This window comes from Tabrizicola sp. (assembly GCF_036781545.1).
Classification (GTDB): Bacteria; Pseudomonadota; Alphaproteobacteria; order Rhodobacterales; family Rhodobacteraceae; genus Tabrizicola.
This window is the reverse complement of record NZ_DAIQAT010000087.1, coordinates 1-14279: the sequence shown is the minus strand read 5'-3', so window position 1 is coordinate 14279 and position 14279 is coordinate 1. Positions and strand designations below refer to the sequence as shown.

Here is a 14279-nt window from a genome sequence, read left to right as displayed (position 1 = left end):
CCATTGGCGCGAGGAAACCCGCGCTGTAGAAGACCGCCTGTCGGACGCGCTCCACGCGGCACTGACGCAACGATTTGTCGACCGGCGGACGAGCGTCCTCCTCCGCCGGTTGAAGCAGAAGGAGGCTCTGGTGGCCGAAGTGAACGACAAGGGCGAAGTGACGGTCGAGGGCGAATTCGCCGGGCGGCTGGAGGGGTTCCGCTTTAAGCAGGACGCTTCCGCCACGCCGGATGCCGCGCGGACGCTGGCCCAGGCCGCGTTGCAGGCGCTGAAGCCCGAGTTCCATCTGCGCGCCGACCGATTCTACAACGCACCGGACACCGAGCTGGACTTCACCGAACAGGGCGGCCTGATGTGGGGCACCAACGCGGTGGGCAAGCTGGTCAAGGGCGCCGAGCCCGCGAAACCGGCGGTCGAAGCCTTCGTGGATGAGGAGGCCGGGCCGGACGTGGCGGAAAAGGTCCGCCGCCGCCTGCAGCATTTCATCGACCGCAAGGTTGCCGCGCAGTTCGAGCCTTTGCTGGCCATGGGCCGGGACGAGGCGCTGACCGGTCTGGCGCGGGGCTTCGCCTTCCGCCTGTCGGAAGCGATGGGGGTCCTGCCGCGCGAGGCGGTGGCGTCCGAGGTGAAGGAGTTGGACCAAGAGGCGCGCGGTGCCTTGCGCAAGCATGGTGTGCGTTTCGGCCAGTTCACCATCTTCCTGCCTGCGCTCTTGAAGCCAGCGCCCACCAGGCTGCGGCTGGTGCTGTGGTCCTTGTGGAACGGGTTGCAGGAATTCCCCGAATCCCCTCCCCCCGGTCTGGTGACGATCCCGAACGTGGCCGAGGTGCCGAAGCAGCACTACACACTTGCGGGCTACCACCCGGCGGGCGCGCGGGCGATCCGCATCGACATGCTGGAACGGCTGGCCGACATCCTGCGCCAGAAGGACAGCCGCGCCGGGTTCGAGGCGACGCCCGACATGCTGTCGATCACCGGCATGACGCTGGACCAGTTCGCCGACCTGATGGCGGGCCTGGGCTACAAGGGCGAGAAGGCCGAGCGGGCCAAGGTGAAGGCCGAGGCGCCGAAGGCCCCCGAGATTTCCGAGGAAGCCGCCGCCGCCATCGCGGCAGGCGTGCCGATCCCGGAAGAGGTCTCGATCCTGGCCCCGCCGCCCGAACCGGAACCCGAGGCTACGGCGCCCGAGATGGAGGCTTTCTACACCTTCACCTGGGCGCCGAAACCCCGCCACGCGCGTCCCGAACGCGGCCCCCGGCCCGAGCGGAAAGAAGGCGGCGCCCCCCGGGGCGACCGTCCCCAGGGCGACCGTCCCCAAGGTGACCGTCCCCGGGGCGAGCGCAAGGAAGGCCAGGGCGACCGTCCCAAGCACGACCGGCCCAAGGGCGACCGCCGCGACGACCGCAAGGGCGGCAAGCCCCCGCGCGAAGATCGGCAGAAGAGCTTCGAGGCCCGCCCGCCCCGTGCGGAAAAGCCGATCGACCCCGACAATCCTTTCGCGGCTCTGCTCGCGCTGAAGGGCAAGGTCTGAGGCTTGGCCGGGCCTTCGGGCAGACCCGATCCCAAAGCCGCTCCAAGGCTGCGGCTGGACAAATGGCTCTGGCAGGCGCGATTCTTCAAGTCGCGCGGCCTGGCCGCCGAAGTGATCGAGGCGGGCCATGTCCGGGTGAACGGCACCCGCATCTCGCGCCCCGGCCGCGACGTGACGGAAGGCGATACGCTCACCTTCCCGCAAGGCGATCGCATCCGCGTGGTGCGCATCCTGGCGCTGGGTCTGCGGCGCGGCCCCGCACCCGAGGCGCAGGCGCTCTATCTCGACCTCGACGCATCTGCCGCACCGCAGCCGCTTGAATGATCCGTCCGGCTGCTCTAGCTAGCAGTCAAAGCTTCCGCACCAGAGCCACGCCCATGACCTATGTCGTCATCGACAACTGCATCGCCTGCAAATACACCGACTGCGTCGAGGTCTGCCCGGTCGACTGCTTCTATGAAGGCGAGAACATGCTGGTCATCCATCCGGATGAATGCATCGACTGCGGCGTCTGCGAACCGGAATGCCCCGCCGACGCGATCCGCCCCGACACCGAGCCGGACATGGAGGAATGGGTCAGCTTCAACCGCAAATATGCGGTGCAATGGCCGGTGATCGTGACCAAGAAGGACCCGCTGCCGGGGTACGAGGAACGCGACGGTGAGACGGGCAAGCGCGAGAAATACTTCTCGGAAGCGCCGGGCGAAGGCGGCTGAGCACGCGCCCGATTCGGGCGGAACCATGGCCACGAATCGGTGACACGCGGATAATCGCAGTCATTCCAGCATGTTACAGCTGAACTGCACGGTTTCGCAGCAGTTGGAATCAGTGCATTTTTGTGTTATTGTTCGTTTACAAAGCAAGCATGGAAGCCAGACACCGGCTTAGCGCATATCGCCTGGGCCAAAATCTTTTGTGACAATCCAGCTCCACTCGCCTGAACCGGGGTTCAGGGCGCGCGGGGTCTTTGTCGCGGTGGGGCCACCTTACTGGGGAACGCTGAATGACCAAGTCGAAGAAGCCTGAATTCCGCCCGAACGATTTCGTGGTCTACCCTGCGCATGGCGTGGGCAAGATCATCTCGATCGAAGAACAGCAGATCGCCGGGATTCAGCTGGAGCTTTTCGTCATCTCCTTCGAGAAGGACAAGATGACCCTGCGCGTCCCCACCCACAAGGCGCTGGACATCGGCATGCGCGCGCTGTCGGCCCCCGATGTGGTGACGAAGGCCTTGGACACGCTGAAGGGCAAGGCCAAGGTCAAGCGCGCCATGTGGTCGCGCCGGGCGCAGGAATATGAACAGAAGATCAACTCGGGCGACCTGCTGTCGATCGCCGAAGTGGTCCGCGACCTGCACCGCACCGACGACCAGCGCGAGCAAAGCTACTCCGAGCGTCAGCTGTACGAAGCTGCGCTGGAACGCCTGACCCGCGAAGTGGCCGCCGTGTCGGGCGTGGACGAGGCGGGCGCGGCGAAGCAGGTCGACAGCGTGCTGGTCGGCCGCGCGGCCTGATCCGTCTTCAAGGAATGCGGAACGGCGGTCCCTCGGGGCCGCCGTTTTCTTTTGGTCACAGGCCGCGCGCGAAGCCCATTTCGCCGTCGCCGGTCAGGCCCTGCTCCTCCCAGCCGAGATGTCGGTAAAGTCGCGCCGCCCTCGTTCCGGGTCAGTGGTCAGCGATGCCCTGCGGTGGCCATCCGCCACAAGATCGGCGCAGGCCTGGGCCAGCAACATGGATCCCAAGCCCCGGCCCTCGAAGTCCGGGTCGACAAACAGGGCCCAGATTGTTGCGTCTCGCGGGTCGCTTGCCGAAAAGCCCGCGACACGTCCGTCGATCTCGGCCACCCAGACGCGTCGGCGCTGCACGAACCAGTCGCAATCTTCGCGCGTGACGGATCCAGGATCGTGGAGCCGGTTTTCCCGAACTGCGGCGCGGATGCGAAACAGATCATCAATGTCGGCGGACAGGGCCAGACGCGGCGCAATCACCCGAAATACCGCTCCGCCGGCAGGTAGCCCGCCAGCCGCCCCGCCGCGCACCAGTCGCGCTCCAGCGCCATGTCGCCCACCAGGATCACCCGGTCCGAGGGCAGCTTGCCCAGCGCCTGCCGCAGCACCGCCCGCACCTCGCCGAACCCTGCCAGCGCGTAAGGCGCGGGATGCGCCCCCTCCAGAACCGGATTGGCCGCCTCCACCATCCCCGGCATTAGCGGGGCCACCGCCAGCGCCAGCCGCCCGCACTGCACCCCGGCCAGCTTCACCGCCCGATCCTCCGGCATCGCCGGACGCACCAGCGAAACCCGCAGGGCGTTCGACGAAAACAGGAAAGCCACCACGTCATGCCCGGTCGCCGCGCGCACCCCGGCATAGGTCTTGTAGTCCAGCCCCAGCGCCTTGGCCCGCTTCACCCGCAGCCGCACCACCTCGATCGGCAGCGTGGGCAACAGCCGCTCACGCGCGGACTGCCAGCAATGCTTGCGCCAACTGGCCCCGCCCTCCACCGAAGGCCCGCCGTTATGCCCGATCCCGCCCATCATGAACTCCGAAGCCTTTGATTCAAATTGTGCTTGCTCTTTTCGAAATACTCCACGGGAGGTCCGGAGGGTGTGAAACCCTCCGGCGCCAGCCCCGGGGCGAGGCCTCAGTCATACTCCCGCAGCCGCGCCACATAGCGGGCCATGGTGTCGACCTCCAGGTTCACCTTGCCCCCCACCGCGATCTCGCCCCAGGTCGTCACCTCCTGCGTGTGCGGGATCAGGTTCACCCCGAATTCCGCCCCCGACACCTCGTTCACCGTCAGCGAGGTGCCGTTCAGCGCCACCGAGCCTTTCGGCGCGATGAACCGGGCCAAGGCCTCCGGCGCGCGGAAGGTCACGCGGACCGATCCGCCCTCGTGCCGGACCGAGACCACCTCGGCCAGCCCGTCGACATGGCCCGAGACGATATGGCCGCCCAGTTCGTCCCCCACCTTCAGCGCGCGTTCCAGGTTCACGCGCTTGCCGGGAACCCAGCCCCCGAGATTGGTCTTCGACACCGTCTCGGCGGAAATCTCCACGTCGAACCAGCCTTCGGGTCCCAGCGCCACCACCGTCAGGCAGACCCCGTCGCAGGCGATGGACGCCCCTATGTCGATCCCCGCCACGTCATAGCGCGTGGCGATCCGGGCGCGCAGGTCGCCCGTGACCTTCGTCTCGACGATGCGGCCGACATCGGTGACGATTCCGGTGAACATGGGCGTGCTCCTGATGTTTCGATCCGAGGTAAAGCGGCGGAACCGGGCTTGCAAGCCTGCCGCGCCTGACGCCATGATCCCACCATGCTTATCTGCACAATCTGCGCAAACCCCCTGCAAGGCCAGCCGTGACCGACGTTCCCCGCCGCTTCCTCTGCCTGCAAGGGCCGCACGGGCCCTGGTTCCGCCAGTTGGCCACGATGCTGCGCCGGGCGGGGGCCGAGGTCTGGCGGGTGGGCTTCAACCTGGGCGACCGGGTGTTCTGGCCGGGGCCGGGCTACATCGCCTTCCAGGGCGGCCCCGAAGCCTGGCCCGAAACCTGCGCCACGCTTCTCGACACCCATGCCATCACCGATCTCGTGGTCTACGGCGACACGCGGCCGATCCATGCCCAGGCCGTCGCCCTGGCGCGGGCTCGGGGCATCACCGTGCATGTGTTCGAGGAAGGCTACCTGCGGCCCTATTGGGTCACCTACGAACGCGGCGGCGCGAACGGGCATTCCCGGCTGATGGAGCTGACAGTGCCCGAGATGCAGGCAGGGCTGGCGCGGGTCGACCTCGACCTGCCCGAGGCTCCGGCCACCTGGGGCGACATGCGCCAGCACATGTTCTGGGGCGCGCTCTACCACGGCTTCGTGGCGCTGGGGGGCCGCGCCTACCGCAATTTCCGGCCGCATCGCAGCCTGACGGTGGGGCAGGAGTTCCTGCTCTATCTCAAGCGCTTCCTGCTGATGCCCGTCCACCGCTGGGAACGCCGGCTTGCCACCCGCCGCATCCGGCACGGCGGCTTCCCCTATCACCTGGCGATCCTGCAGCTGGAACATGACGCCAGCTTCCGGGACCATTCGCCCTTCGCCAGCATGACCGACTTCCTGGCCCTGGTGATCGAGGGCTTCGCCAGGGGCGCCCCGCCGCACCACCACCTGGTCTTCAAGGCCCATCCGCTGGAGGATGGTCGCGCCCCAATCCTGCCCACGATCCGCCGCCTGGCGCGCCAGCATGGGCTGACGGGCCGCGTCCATTTCGTGCGCGGCGGCAAGCTGGCCCAGCTCTTGAACGAGGCGCGCTCGGCGGTGACGGTGAATTCCACCGCCGGGCAGCAGGCTTTGTGGCGCGGCCTGCCGCTCAGGGCCTTCGGGGCGGCGGTCTATGCCAAGCCCGAGTTCGTCTCCTCCCAGCCGCTCGACGCCTTCTTTGCCAACCCCGAACGCCCCGATACCCGCGCCTACCGCGACTACCGGCATTTCCTGCTGGAGACCTCGCAGGTACTGGGTGGTTTCTACTCCTCGCGGGGGCGGCGGGCGCTGCTACGACAGGTGGTGGATCTGATGCTCTCGCCGCAAGATCCCTATCAGGCGCTGGCGCTGGGCACAGCGGCTCCGCGGCAACAGTTGCGCCTCGTGCGCTGAATTGCGCGGGCCAGACTGGCCAACCCACAGGCCTTTCGCTACAGTTCGGCCAGCAAAAATCCGAAGCGAACGCAAGGGATGCGGGCAGTGCCGGTCAGAAACTCACTCGCGCTCAAGGCGATCGTCCTGCTGTCGTCGGTCGCCATCCTGGCCTCCTGCGGTCTGCCGCGCTCGGGCCCGAACAAGCGCGAGATCTATGCCGGATCCGTCGACAAGAAGGGCAACGCCTATATCATCCCGGTAACGCCCGCCGTCTCGGCCGCCACCGCCGTGCAGCCGACCTTCGGCTTCAGCGAAAGCTTCCGCAATGCCGGGGTGGTTGCGTCGGACATGATCTCGGCGGGTGATGCGATCAACGTCACCGTCTACGAGAACGTGAAGGACGACCCGCTTCTGGGCAACACCGGGCAGCGGGTCTCGGGCCTCTCGACCGTGCAGGTCGACGGGCAGGGCTACATCTTCATCCCCTATGCCGGGCGCATCAAGGCCGCGGGCCAGACCAACGAAGGGCTGCGCCAGGCGATCACCCGCAAGCTGGAAGGCCAGACGCCGGACCCGCAGGTCAGCGTGGCGCGGCAGGCTGGCGACGGCTCGACCGTGTCGATCTCGGGCCAGGCGGGTGCCAATGGCGTCTATCCGATCGACGCCTCCACCCGGACGCTGGCCACCATGCTGGCGAAATCTGGCGGCGTGACCATCGACCCGGCCACCGCCATCGTGCGGGTCACGCGCGGCGGACACACCGGCAAGATCTGGCTGAAGGAGCTCTACGAGAATCCCTCGCTGGATATCGCGCTGCGCCCCGGCGACAAGATCATGATCGAGGAAGACAGCCGCAACTTCATCGCGCTGGGGGCCACCGGCACGCAAAGCAAGGTGCCCTTCGCCTCCGCCACCCTGTCGGCGCTGGAGGCGATTGCCACCGTGGGCGGGCTCTCGACCATGGCCGCCGACCCGAAGGGCGTCTTCGTCCTGCGGGACGAGACCGAAGCCATCGCCCGCAATGTTCTGGGCAAGCCGGGCCTGGTCGGCGACCAGCGCATCATCTACGTCCTGAACCTGACCGAGCCGACGGGTCTTTTCGAGGCGCGGGATTTCCAGATCCGCGACGGCGACACGCTTTACGTCACCGAAGCGCCGTTCGTGCAGTGGCAGAAGACGCTGGGCGCGATCACCGGGTCCACCAGCGCGGCGGCGAACCTGGCGAGCACCACGAATTCGGGCAAGTGACCCGGCCATGTCGGGCGGGGGCGAAGGGCTGAGCGGGGTTCCCCGGCGGCTCTGGCACCAGAACCTCTCCTTCCTGCGCGACCGCCGCCTGCACCGGATGCTGGAGCTGGCCGGGCATGAACTGCGCTTCGGGCTGCCCGGCCCGGGTGATGGCGTGCTGGTCTGGGGCGCCAGCCCGACCGCCCGGCGCGGCGAGGTGGTGGCCGCCCGGCGCGGGGTTCCGCTGGTCCGGGTCGAGGATGCCTTCCTGCGCTCGGTCCTGCCGGGGCGGGCGGGCGGTGCGGCGCCTCTCGGGCTGCTGATCGACCCGGTGGGCGTGCATTTCGACGGCAGCCGACCATCGCGGATCGAGCAGATTCTGGGCAATGGCGGCTTGTATAATTCAAACATTATACAAAAAGCAAATCGCCTAAGCCATTGGCTTACCGAAAGCAGCTTGTCCAAATACAATAATTACGACCCGAACCTGCCTTGCCCCGATCCCGGCTATGTCCTGGTGATCGACCAGACGCGCGGCGACGCCTCGATCGCCGGTTCCGGGGCGTCGGCAGCGACCTTCCGCGCGATGCTGGACCGGGCGAAGGCCGATCACCCCGACGCGCGCATCGTGCTTCGCAGCCATCCCGAGACCACGCTCGGCCTGCGGGCGGGCCATTTCGGCGCCGCCGATGCAGGGGGCCGCGTGTCGCTCATGACCGCGCCGGTCTCGCCGCACCGGCTGCTGGCGGGGGCATCGGCAGTCTACACCGTCTCTTCGCAACTGGGGTTCGAGGCGATCCTGCACGGGCACCGCCCGCATGTCTTCGGCCAGCCCTTCTATGCCGGCTGGGGGCTCACCCATGACGACCACCCCCTGCCCCGCCGCACCCGCCGCCTGACGCGGGAAGAGCTGTTCGCCGGGGCCATGCTGCTGGCACCGCTCTGGTACGACCCCTGCCGCGACCAGCTCTGCGGGCTGGAGGAGGTGATCTGCCAGCTGGAGGCCGAAGTCCGAGCCTGGCGCGAGGATCGGCGCGGCCATGTCGCAGCAGGGATGCGGCTCTGGAAGCGGGGGCGCCTGCAGGCCGTGTTCGGCGGCACGAAGGCCTTGCGCTTCCGCGACGACCCGGCGGCAGCGGACCGGCTGGCGGTGCGCACCGGGCGCGGCCTCCTCCTCTGGGCGGGAAAGGAACCCGCGGGTTTCATTCCGAAGACCCCCTGCCTGCGGGTCGAGGACGGCTTCCTGCGCTCGCGCGGTCTCGGCGCCGAGCTGGTGCCGCCGCTGTCGCTGGTGACGGACGACCTGGGCATCTACTACGACCCCACCCGCCCCTCGCGGCTGGAGAGCCTGATCGCGACGCCCCTGACCGACAGCCAGCGCCGCCGCGCGGAAGCCGTCATCGCCCGGCTGAAGGCCGAGGGCCTGTCGAAATACAACCTCGGCGGCGCGGTGCCCGACCTGCCGCCGGGGCACCGCATTCTGGTGCCGGGACAGGTGGAGGACGACGCCTCGATCCGCCTCGGCGCGGGGGAATTGCGGACGAACCTTGCGCTGCTGCAGGCCGCGCGGGCCGCAAACCCCGGCGCGGTGATCCTTTACAAGCCGCATCCGGATGTCGAGGCGGGCCTGCGCCCCGGCGCGGTGGACGCTACGGGACTTGCCAACATGGTCCTTTCAGGCGTCGACCCGGCGGCGCTTCTGGCGGAGGTGCAGGAGGTCTGGACGATGACCTCGCTCCTCGGCTTCGAGGCGCTGGTCCGTGGCCTGCCCGTCACCTGCCTCGGCGCGCCCTTCTATGCGGGCTGGGGGCTGACCCGCGACCTCGGCGCTCCGCCCGCCCGCCGCACTGCCCGCCTCGACCTTGCGCAGCTGGTCCACGCGGCCCTGATCGCCTATCCGCGCTACTGGGACCCGGTCAGCCGCCGCCCCTGCCCGGTCGAGGTCGCGCTCGACCGGCTGGCCAGCGGCGAGATCCCGCATCCCGGCCGCTTCAACCGCGCTCTTTCGAAACTGCAAGGCCGGTTCGCAAGCCTCGCGCATCTCTGGCGGTGATGCTCCTCGTGCGACTTGGTCGTCTCGTCGCAAGGGTGCCGCCAGCGAGCAGGAACGACGTTACCGACGGGCGGTCAGCCGCCAGAACCGCCACATCAGGCTGGCGGCAGCGCAGACCAGCCCGACCACCAGCCCCAGCCACAGCCCCACCCCGCCGAAACCCAGCGGAAAGGCCAGCAGATAGCTGCAGGGAATGCCGATCAGCCAGTAGCTCACTGCCGCCAGCCCCATCGGCACCTTGGTGTCCTTCACCCCGCGCAGAAGGCCCAGCGCCATGACCTGCATCCCGTCGGCCAGCTGGAACAGCGCCGCCAGACCCAAGAGCACCACGCCATAGTCGAGGATCGCCGCGCTTTCCGGCTTCGACATGTCGAGGAACAGCGCCACGATGGGCCGCCCGAAGGACAGGAACAGCGTGACCGAGAACAGCGCCACCCCGAAGGAGATCGCCACCGAAACCTTCGCCGCCTGCCGCAGCGCCGCCCGGTCCCCCGCCCCATCGAAGCGCGCGATGCGGATGGTGGCGCTGCTCGACAGGCCCACATGCAGCATGAAGGTCAGCGCTGCGACCTCCAGCGCGATCCCGTGCGCGGCCAGCTGCACCGTCCCGATCCAGCCCATCATCAAGGCCGAGGCCTGGAACAGCCCGCCCTCGGCCAGCCCGGTAAGGCCGATCGGCACCCCCAGCCGCCAGACCTGCCCCATCGCATGCCAGTCCGGGCGCCAGAAGCGCTGGAACAGGTGGAACCGCCGCAGGTCGGGCAAGAGGCCCGCATAAGCCCCCAGGATCGCCAGCGAGAACACCTGAACCGTCAGCGTCGCCACGGCCGAGCCCCGCGCGCCCATCTCGGGGAAGCCCCAGTTGCCGAAGATCAGCGCCCAGTTGATCGCAACGTTCACCGCCACCGCCGCCAGCGTCACCCACAAGACCACCTGCGTCCGGTGCAGCGCGGCGAGGTAGCTTTGCAGCACGGTCACGCACAAGGCGGGCACCAGCCCGAATCCCGCAATCCGCAGATACTCCTGCGCAATCGCCGCAACCTCGGGCTTCTGGCCCAGCGCCAGCAGGATCGCGCCTGACCACCAGAAGACCGGCAGCACCACGATCCCGTAACCGATGGAAAGCCACAGCCCCATCCGCGTGTCGCGCCGGACCTGGACCTCGTCGCCCTGCCCCATCGCCGTGGCAACCATCGGCATCACCGCCTTGGCGAAGCCCGAGCCGAGGACGAAGATGATGAAGAACGAAGATGCCCCCAGCACCACCGCCGCCAGCGGCACCACGCCATACCAGCCGACCATGACCGTATCGACCACATGCAGCGCCATCTGCGCCAGATGCGAGCCGATCAGCGGCAGGCCCAGCACAAGGGTTTCCCTCGCGTGGGTGGAATTCGACATTTGTATAGTCATGCCGAAGGCTTACGCCGGGCCGAAGCGCCGCACAAGCCATCGCTTCCGCCGCAGCGCAGCGCGCCTCAGCCCCGCTGCATCGCCGGATGCGTCGCCGCGTCGTAGATGTCGGGACCGATGCCCAAGCCCTGTGTCGCCCGGCCCACGATCAGCGGGTCGGGGACACCCACCACCGCGGGGTCCTTGTTCGGATAATCCAGCGTCGACAGGAAATGCCGCATGCAGTTCAGCCGCGCCCGTTTCTTGTCGTTCGACTTGACGATGACCCAGGGCGCATCGGCGGTGTCAGTGTAGAAGAACATCGCCTCCTTCGCCTCGGTATAGTCGTCCCAGCGGTCCAGCGACGCCTTGTCGATGGGCGACAGTTTCCACATCTTCAGGGGGTCGGTCTCGCGCGCGAGGAACCGCGCGCGCTGTTCCTCGCGGGTCACGCTGAACCAGTATTTGTAAAGCCTGATACCCGACCGGACCAGCATCCGCTCGAACTCCGGCGCCTGGCGCATGAATTCCAGATATTCGGACGGCGTGCAGAAGCCCATCACCCGCTCCACCCCCGCGCGGTTGTACCAGCTGCGGTCGTAGAACACCATTTCGCCCGCCGTGGGCAGATGCGCGATGTAGCGCTGGAAGAACCACTGGCCCTTCTCCACATCCGAAGGTTTGGTCAGCGCGCAGACGCGGGCATAGCGCGGGTTCAGATGCTCCATGAACCGCTTGATCGTGCCGCCCTTTCCGGCGGCATCGCGCCCTTCCATCAGGATCACGAACTTCTGCCCGGTCTCCTGCGCCCAGATCTGCACCTTCAGAAGCTCGGCCTGCAGCTTGGCCTTCTCGGCCTCATAGGCCACGCGGCCCATCAGCCGGGCATAGGGATAGCGGCCCGACTCGAAGGCCTGATGCAGCGGGCTGGGGGCCACCGGAAAGGTCTTCGGGCCGGGCGTGACGGCAACCGCTTCGGGAGCGGGCGGCTGGCTGGCGGGGGTCTGCATCGTCGCGCTGTCTTCCATACGGGGCACCTCCTTGCACATGAACTGTCACCCATGCACAGGCTGCGGCATTTTGCCTTGATCCCGATCAAGACTCCCGCCCTTTCCCCCCCCCTTTTGCTTCCCGGCCACAGGGCATAGGCTGGCTCCAGCTTCGATGGAGTCCGAGACATGCCCACCCTCTATGGCGTTTTCCGCAGCCGCGCCTCGCGCCCGATCTGGCTGCTTTACGAGCTGGACGAGACCTTCGACCATGTCCCGGTGATCCAGGCCTACCGGCTGCCGCAAGCCAGCGCCCCGGATGCGCCGCTGAACACCACCTCGGCCAGCTTCCTGCAGGTCAACCCGCAGGGCCAGGTCCCCGCCTATGTCGAGGGCGACCTGGTGCTGACCGAGTCGCTGTCCATCACCAACCACATCGCCCGCACCCGGGGCGGCGCGCTTGGGGCGAAGACGCCGGCGGAACAGGCGCTGATCGACCAGTGGACGCTTCTGGCGGTGACGGCGGTGGAAACCCCGGCGCTGGAAATCCTGAACGTGCAGGGGGCCGGAGGCGACAAGACGCCCGAAGGCCAGGGTGCCATCGCGATCAATGCCGAGAAACTGCGCCGCCCGCTGAAGCGGCTTCAGGCGCATCTCGCCGCCCATCCCTACCTCGTCGGCGACCGCTTCACCGTGGCCGACCTGAACCTCGCCGAATGCCTGCGCTACGCCCAGGGCCACCCGACGCTCCTGGCGGAATTCCCGGCGGTCAAGGCCTGGCTGGAAACCTGCCAGTCGCGCCCGGCCTTCCAGCGGATGTGGGCGGCGCGGCTGGCCGAACCGGCGTAAAACGGCACAGTCTCTGTGCAACCCGCCCGGCTGCTTCGCTCTGGTGCAGCGGGCCGGGCGCACCTACCTTCCCCGCAACGCAAGCTTTTCGGGAAAGGTCCCGCCATGAAGAAGATCGGTTTTCTCTCCTTCGGCCATTGGTCCGACGAGCGCGGCTCTGCCGTCCGCTCCGCCGCCGATGTGCTGACCCAATCCATCGAACTGGCCGAGGCGGCCGAGGAGCTGGGGGCCGACGGCGCCTATTTCCGCGTCCACCACTTCGCCCGCCAGCTGGGCTCGCCCTTCCCCCTCCTCGCTGCCGTCGGCGCGCGGACCAGGCGGATCGAGATCGGCACCGGCGTCATCGACATGCGCTACGAGAACCCGTTCTACATGGTCGAGGATGCAGGCTCCGCCGACCTCATCTCCGGCGGGCGGCTGCAACTCGGCATCTCGCGCGGCAGCCCCGAGCAGGTGATCGACGGCTGGCGCCACTTCGGCCATGTGCCGAAAGAGGGCGAGACCGACCAGGACATGGCCCGCGACCATGCGCTGACCTTCCTCCGCCTTCTGGACGGCAAGGGTTTCGCCAAGCCCAACCCCCGCCCGATGTTCCCCAACCCGCCGGGCCTCCTCCGGCTGGAGCCGCATTCTCCCGGCCTGCGCGACCGCATCTGGTGGGGCGCCGCCTCGGACGCGACGGCGGAATGGGCCGGAACGGTCGGGATGCACCTGCAAAGCTCGACCCTGAAATGGGACGAGTCTGGCGAGCCGCTGCACATCCAGCAGGCCACCCAGATCCGCAAGTTCCGCGAGGCCTGGAAGGCCGCCGGGCACAAGGGCACGCCCCGCGCCTCGGTCAGCCGCTCGATCTTCGCCATCACCAGCGACCTTGACCGGATGTATTTCGGCCAGGGCCGCCCGGAACAGGACCAGATCGGCGTCATCGACGACACCCGCGCCGTCTTCGGCCGCAGCTACGCGGGCGAGCCCGACCAGCTGATCGAGGAGCTTCGCAAGGACACCGCCATCGCCGAGGCCGACACCCTGCTCCTGACCGTGCCGAACACGCTGGGCGTCGACTACAACGCCCATGTGATCGAGAACATCCTGAAACACGTCGCCCCGGCCTTGGGCTGGCGGTGAGCAAGGCCGCGGTTTCCGCAAAAATCTTGGAAGATTTTTGACAAATTTCTTCCAAGAAATTTGCGGGCACCTCCCGGTCATCCCCACATCTTGCGCCCCTCCCCCCGGAAATGGTCTAATGCCTGCGTATTTCCAGCAGGTGATCCTCCATGCCCAACGACCTCCTCTCCGGCGCCTCCACCTATGACGCCTCCTCGATCGAGGTCCTCGAAGGGCTGGAGCCGGTCCGCAAGCGCCCCGGCATGTATATCGGCGGCACCGACGAACGCGCGTTGCACCACATGGTCGCGGAAATCCTCGACAATGCGATGGACGAGGCCGTCGCGGGCCACGCCAACCGGATCGAGGTGGAACTGCACGCCGACAACTCCGTCACCGTCCGCGACAACGGCCGCGGCATCCCCGTCGACCCGCACCCCAAGTTTCCCGGCAAATCGGCGCTGGAGGTCATCCTCTGCACCCTCCACGCCGGGGGCAAGTTCTCCAACAAGG

Annotated in this window: 14 protein-coding genes and 1 pseudogene; 10 read left to right on the top strand and 5 right to left on the bottom strand. The window is 67.9% G+C overall.

Going from position 1 to position 14279, the window contains the following annotated elements; genetic code table 11:
* From V7Q39_RS13265 to V7Q39_RS13250, 4 genes and pseudogenes are all read left to right on the top strand, one after another.
* Nucleotides 1-1531, top strand: a pseudogene (locus V7Q39_RS13265) (hypothetical protein); the annotation flags it as partial.
* A 3-nt stretch (nt 1532-1534) separates the two neighbouring features.
* Nucleotides 1535-1855 carry an RNA-binding S4 domain-containing protein gene (locus V7Q39_RS13260; RefSeq protein ID WP_333817068.1) on the top strand — a complete coding sequence of 107 codons (321 nt, stop codon included), beginning with the start codon at nt 1535-1537 and terminating at the stop codon, nt 1853-1855.
* Between the two features lie 53 nt (nt 1856-1908).
* Nucleotides 1909-2247, top strand: a complete 339-nt coding sequence (gene fdxA / locus V7Q39_RS13255) for a ferredoxin FdxA (protein WP_333817067.1) — start codon at nt 1909-1911, stop codon at nt 2245-2247.
* 287 nt (nt 2248-2534) lie between these two features.
* Entirely contained in the window at nt 2535-3044 is a 510-nt protein-coding gene (locus V7Q39_RS13250; RefSeq protein ID WP_294982234.1) for a CarD family transcriptional regulator, read from the top strand.
* Between the two features lie 93 nt (nt 3045-3137).
* Here the strand turns inward: V7Q39_RS13250 and V7Q39_RS13245 are convergent, their stop codons facing one another.
* The 3 genes from V7Q39_RS13245 to V7Q39_RS13235 form a co-directional block, all read right to left on the bottom strand.
* Entirely contained in the window at nt 3138-3518 is a 381-nt protein-coding gene (locus tag V7Q39_RS13245) for a GNAT family N-acetyltransferase (protein ID WP_333817066.1), read from the bottom strand.
* Nucleotides 3515-4066, bottom strand: coding sequence for a hypothetical protein (locus tag V7Q39_RS13240; RefSeq protein WP_333817065.1), 552 nt, complete (start codon nt 4064-4066; stop codon nt 3515-3517). Before V7Q39_RS13240 ends, V7Q39_RS13245 begins: the two co-directional genes overlap by 4 nt.
* Nucleotides 4067-4170: 104 nt before the next feature.
* On the bottom strand, nt 4171-4761 hold the full coding sequence (locus tag V7Q39_RS13235) for a riboflavin synthase (protein ID WP_333817064.1): 591 nt from the start codon (nt 4759-4761) through the stop codon (nt 4171-4173).
* 128 nt (nt 4762-4889) lie between these two features.
* On the opposite strand from V7Q39_RS13235, the gene V7Q39_RS13230 reads away from it, so the two are divergent.
* The 3 genes from V7Q39_RS13230 (at nt 4890) to V7Q39_RS13220 (ending at nt 9432) form a co-directional block, all read left to right on the top strand.
* Entirely contained in the window at nt 4890-6170 is a 1281-nt protein-coding gene (locus V7Q39_RS13230; RefSeq protein WP_333817063.1) for a capsule biosynthesis protein, read from the top strand.
* 78 nt (nt 6171-6248) lie between these two features.
* Nucleotides 6249-7400: a polysaccharide biosynthesis/export family protein gene (locus tag V7Q39_RS13225; protein ID WP_333817062.1), complete on the top strand. Its 1152-nt coding sequence runs from the start codon at nt 6249-6251 to the stop codon at nt 7398-7400.
* A gap of 7 nt (nt 7401-7407) precedes the next feature.
* Nucleotides 7408-9432: a capsular polysaccharide biosynthesis protein gene (locus tag V7Q39_RS13220; RefSeq protein ID WP_333817061.1), complete on the top strand. Its 2025-nt coding sequence runs from the start codon at nt 7408-7410 to the stop codon at nt 9430-9432.
* Nucleotides 9433-9492: 60 nt separating this feature from the next.
* Here V7Q39_RS13220 and V7Q39_RS13215 read toward each other — a convergent pair whose 3' ends face one another.
* On the bottom strand, nt 9493-10845 hold the full coding sequence (locus tag V7Q39_RS13215) for an MATE family efflux transporter (RefSeq protein ID WP_333817060.1): 1353 nt from the start codon (nt 10843-10845) through the stop codon (nt 9493-9495).
* A gap of 65 nt (nt 10846-10910) precedes the next feature.
* On the bottom strand, nt 10911-11852 hold the full coding sequence (ppk2, locus tag V7Q39_RS13210) for a polyphosphate kinase 2 (RefSeq protein WP_443082519.1): 942 nt from the start codon (nt 11850-11852) through the stop codon (nt 10911-10913).
* 150 nt (nt 11853-12002) lie between these two features.
* Between ppk2 and V7Q39_RS13205 the strand changes: the two genes are divergently transcribed.
* The 3 genes from V7Q39_RS13205 to V7Q39_RS13195 form a co-directional block, all read left to right on the top strand.
* The gene (locus tag V7Q39_RS13205) at nt 12003-12662 is read left to right on the top strand and encodes a glutathione S-transferase family protein (protein WP_333817059.1); all 660 of its coding nucleotides are present in this window, start codon (nt 12003-12005) and stop codon (nt 12660-12662) included.
* Nucleotides 12663-12767: 105 nt separating this feature from the next.
* The gene (locus V7Q39_RS13200) at nt 12768-13787 is read left to right on the top strand and encodes an LLM class flavin-dependent oxidoreductase (RefSeq protein WP_333817058.1); all 1020 of its coding nucleotides are present in this window, start codon (nt 12768-12770) and stop codon (nt 13785-13787) included.
* A gap of 149 nt (nt 13788-13936) precedes the next feature.
* On the top strand, nt 13937-14279 hold a 343-nt coding region (locus tag V7Q39_RS13195), incomplete at its 3' end, for an ATP-binding protein (protein WP_333817057.1).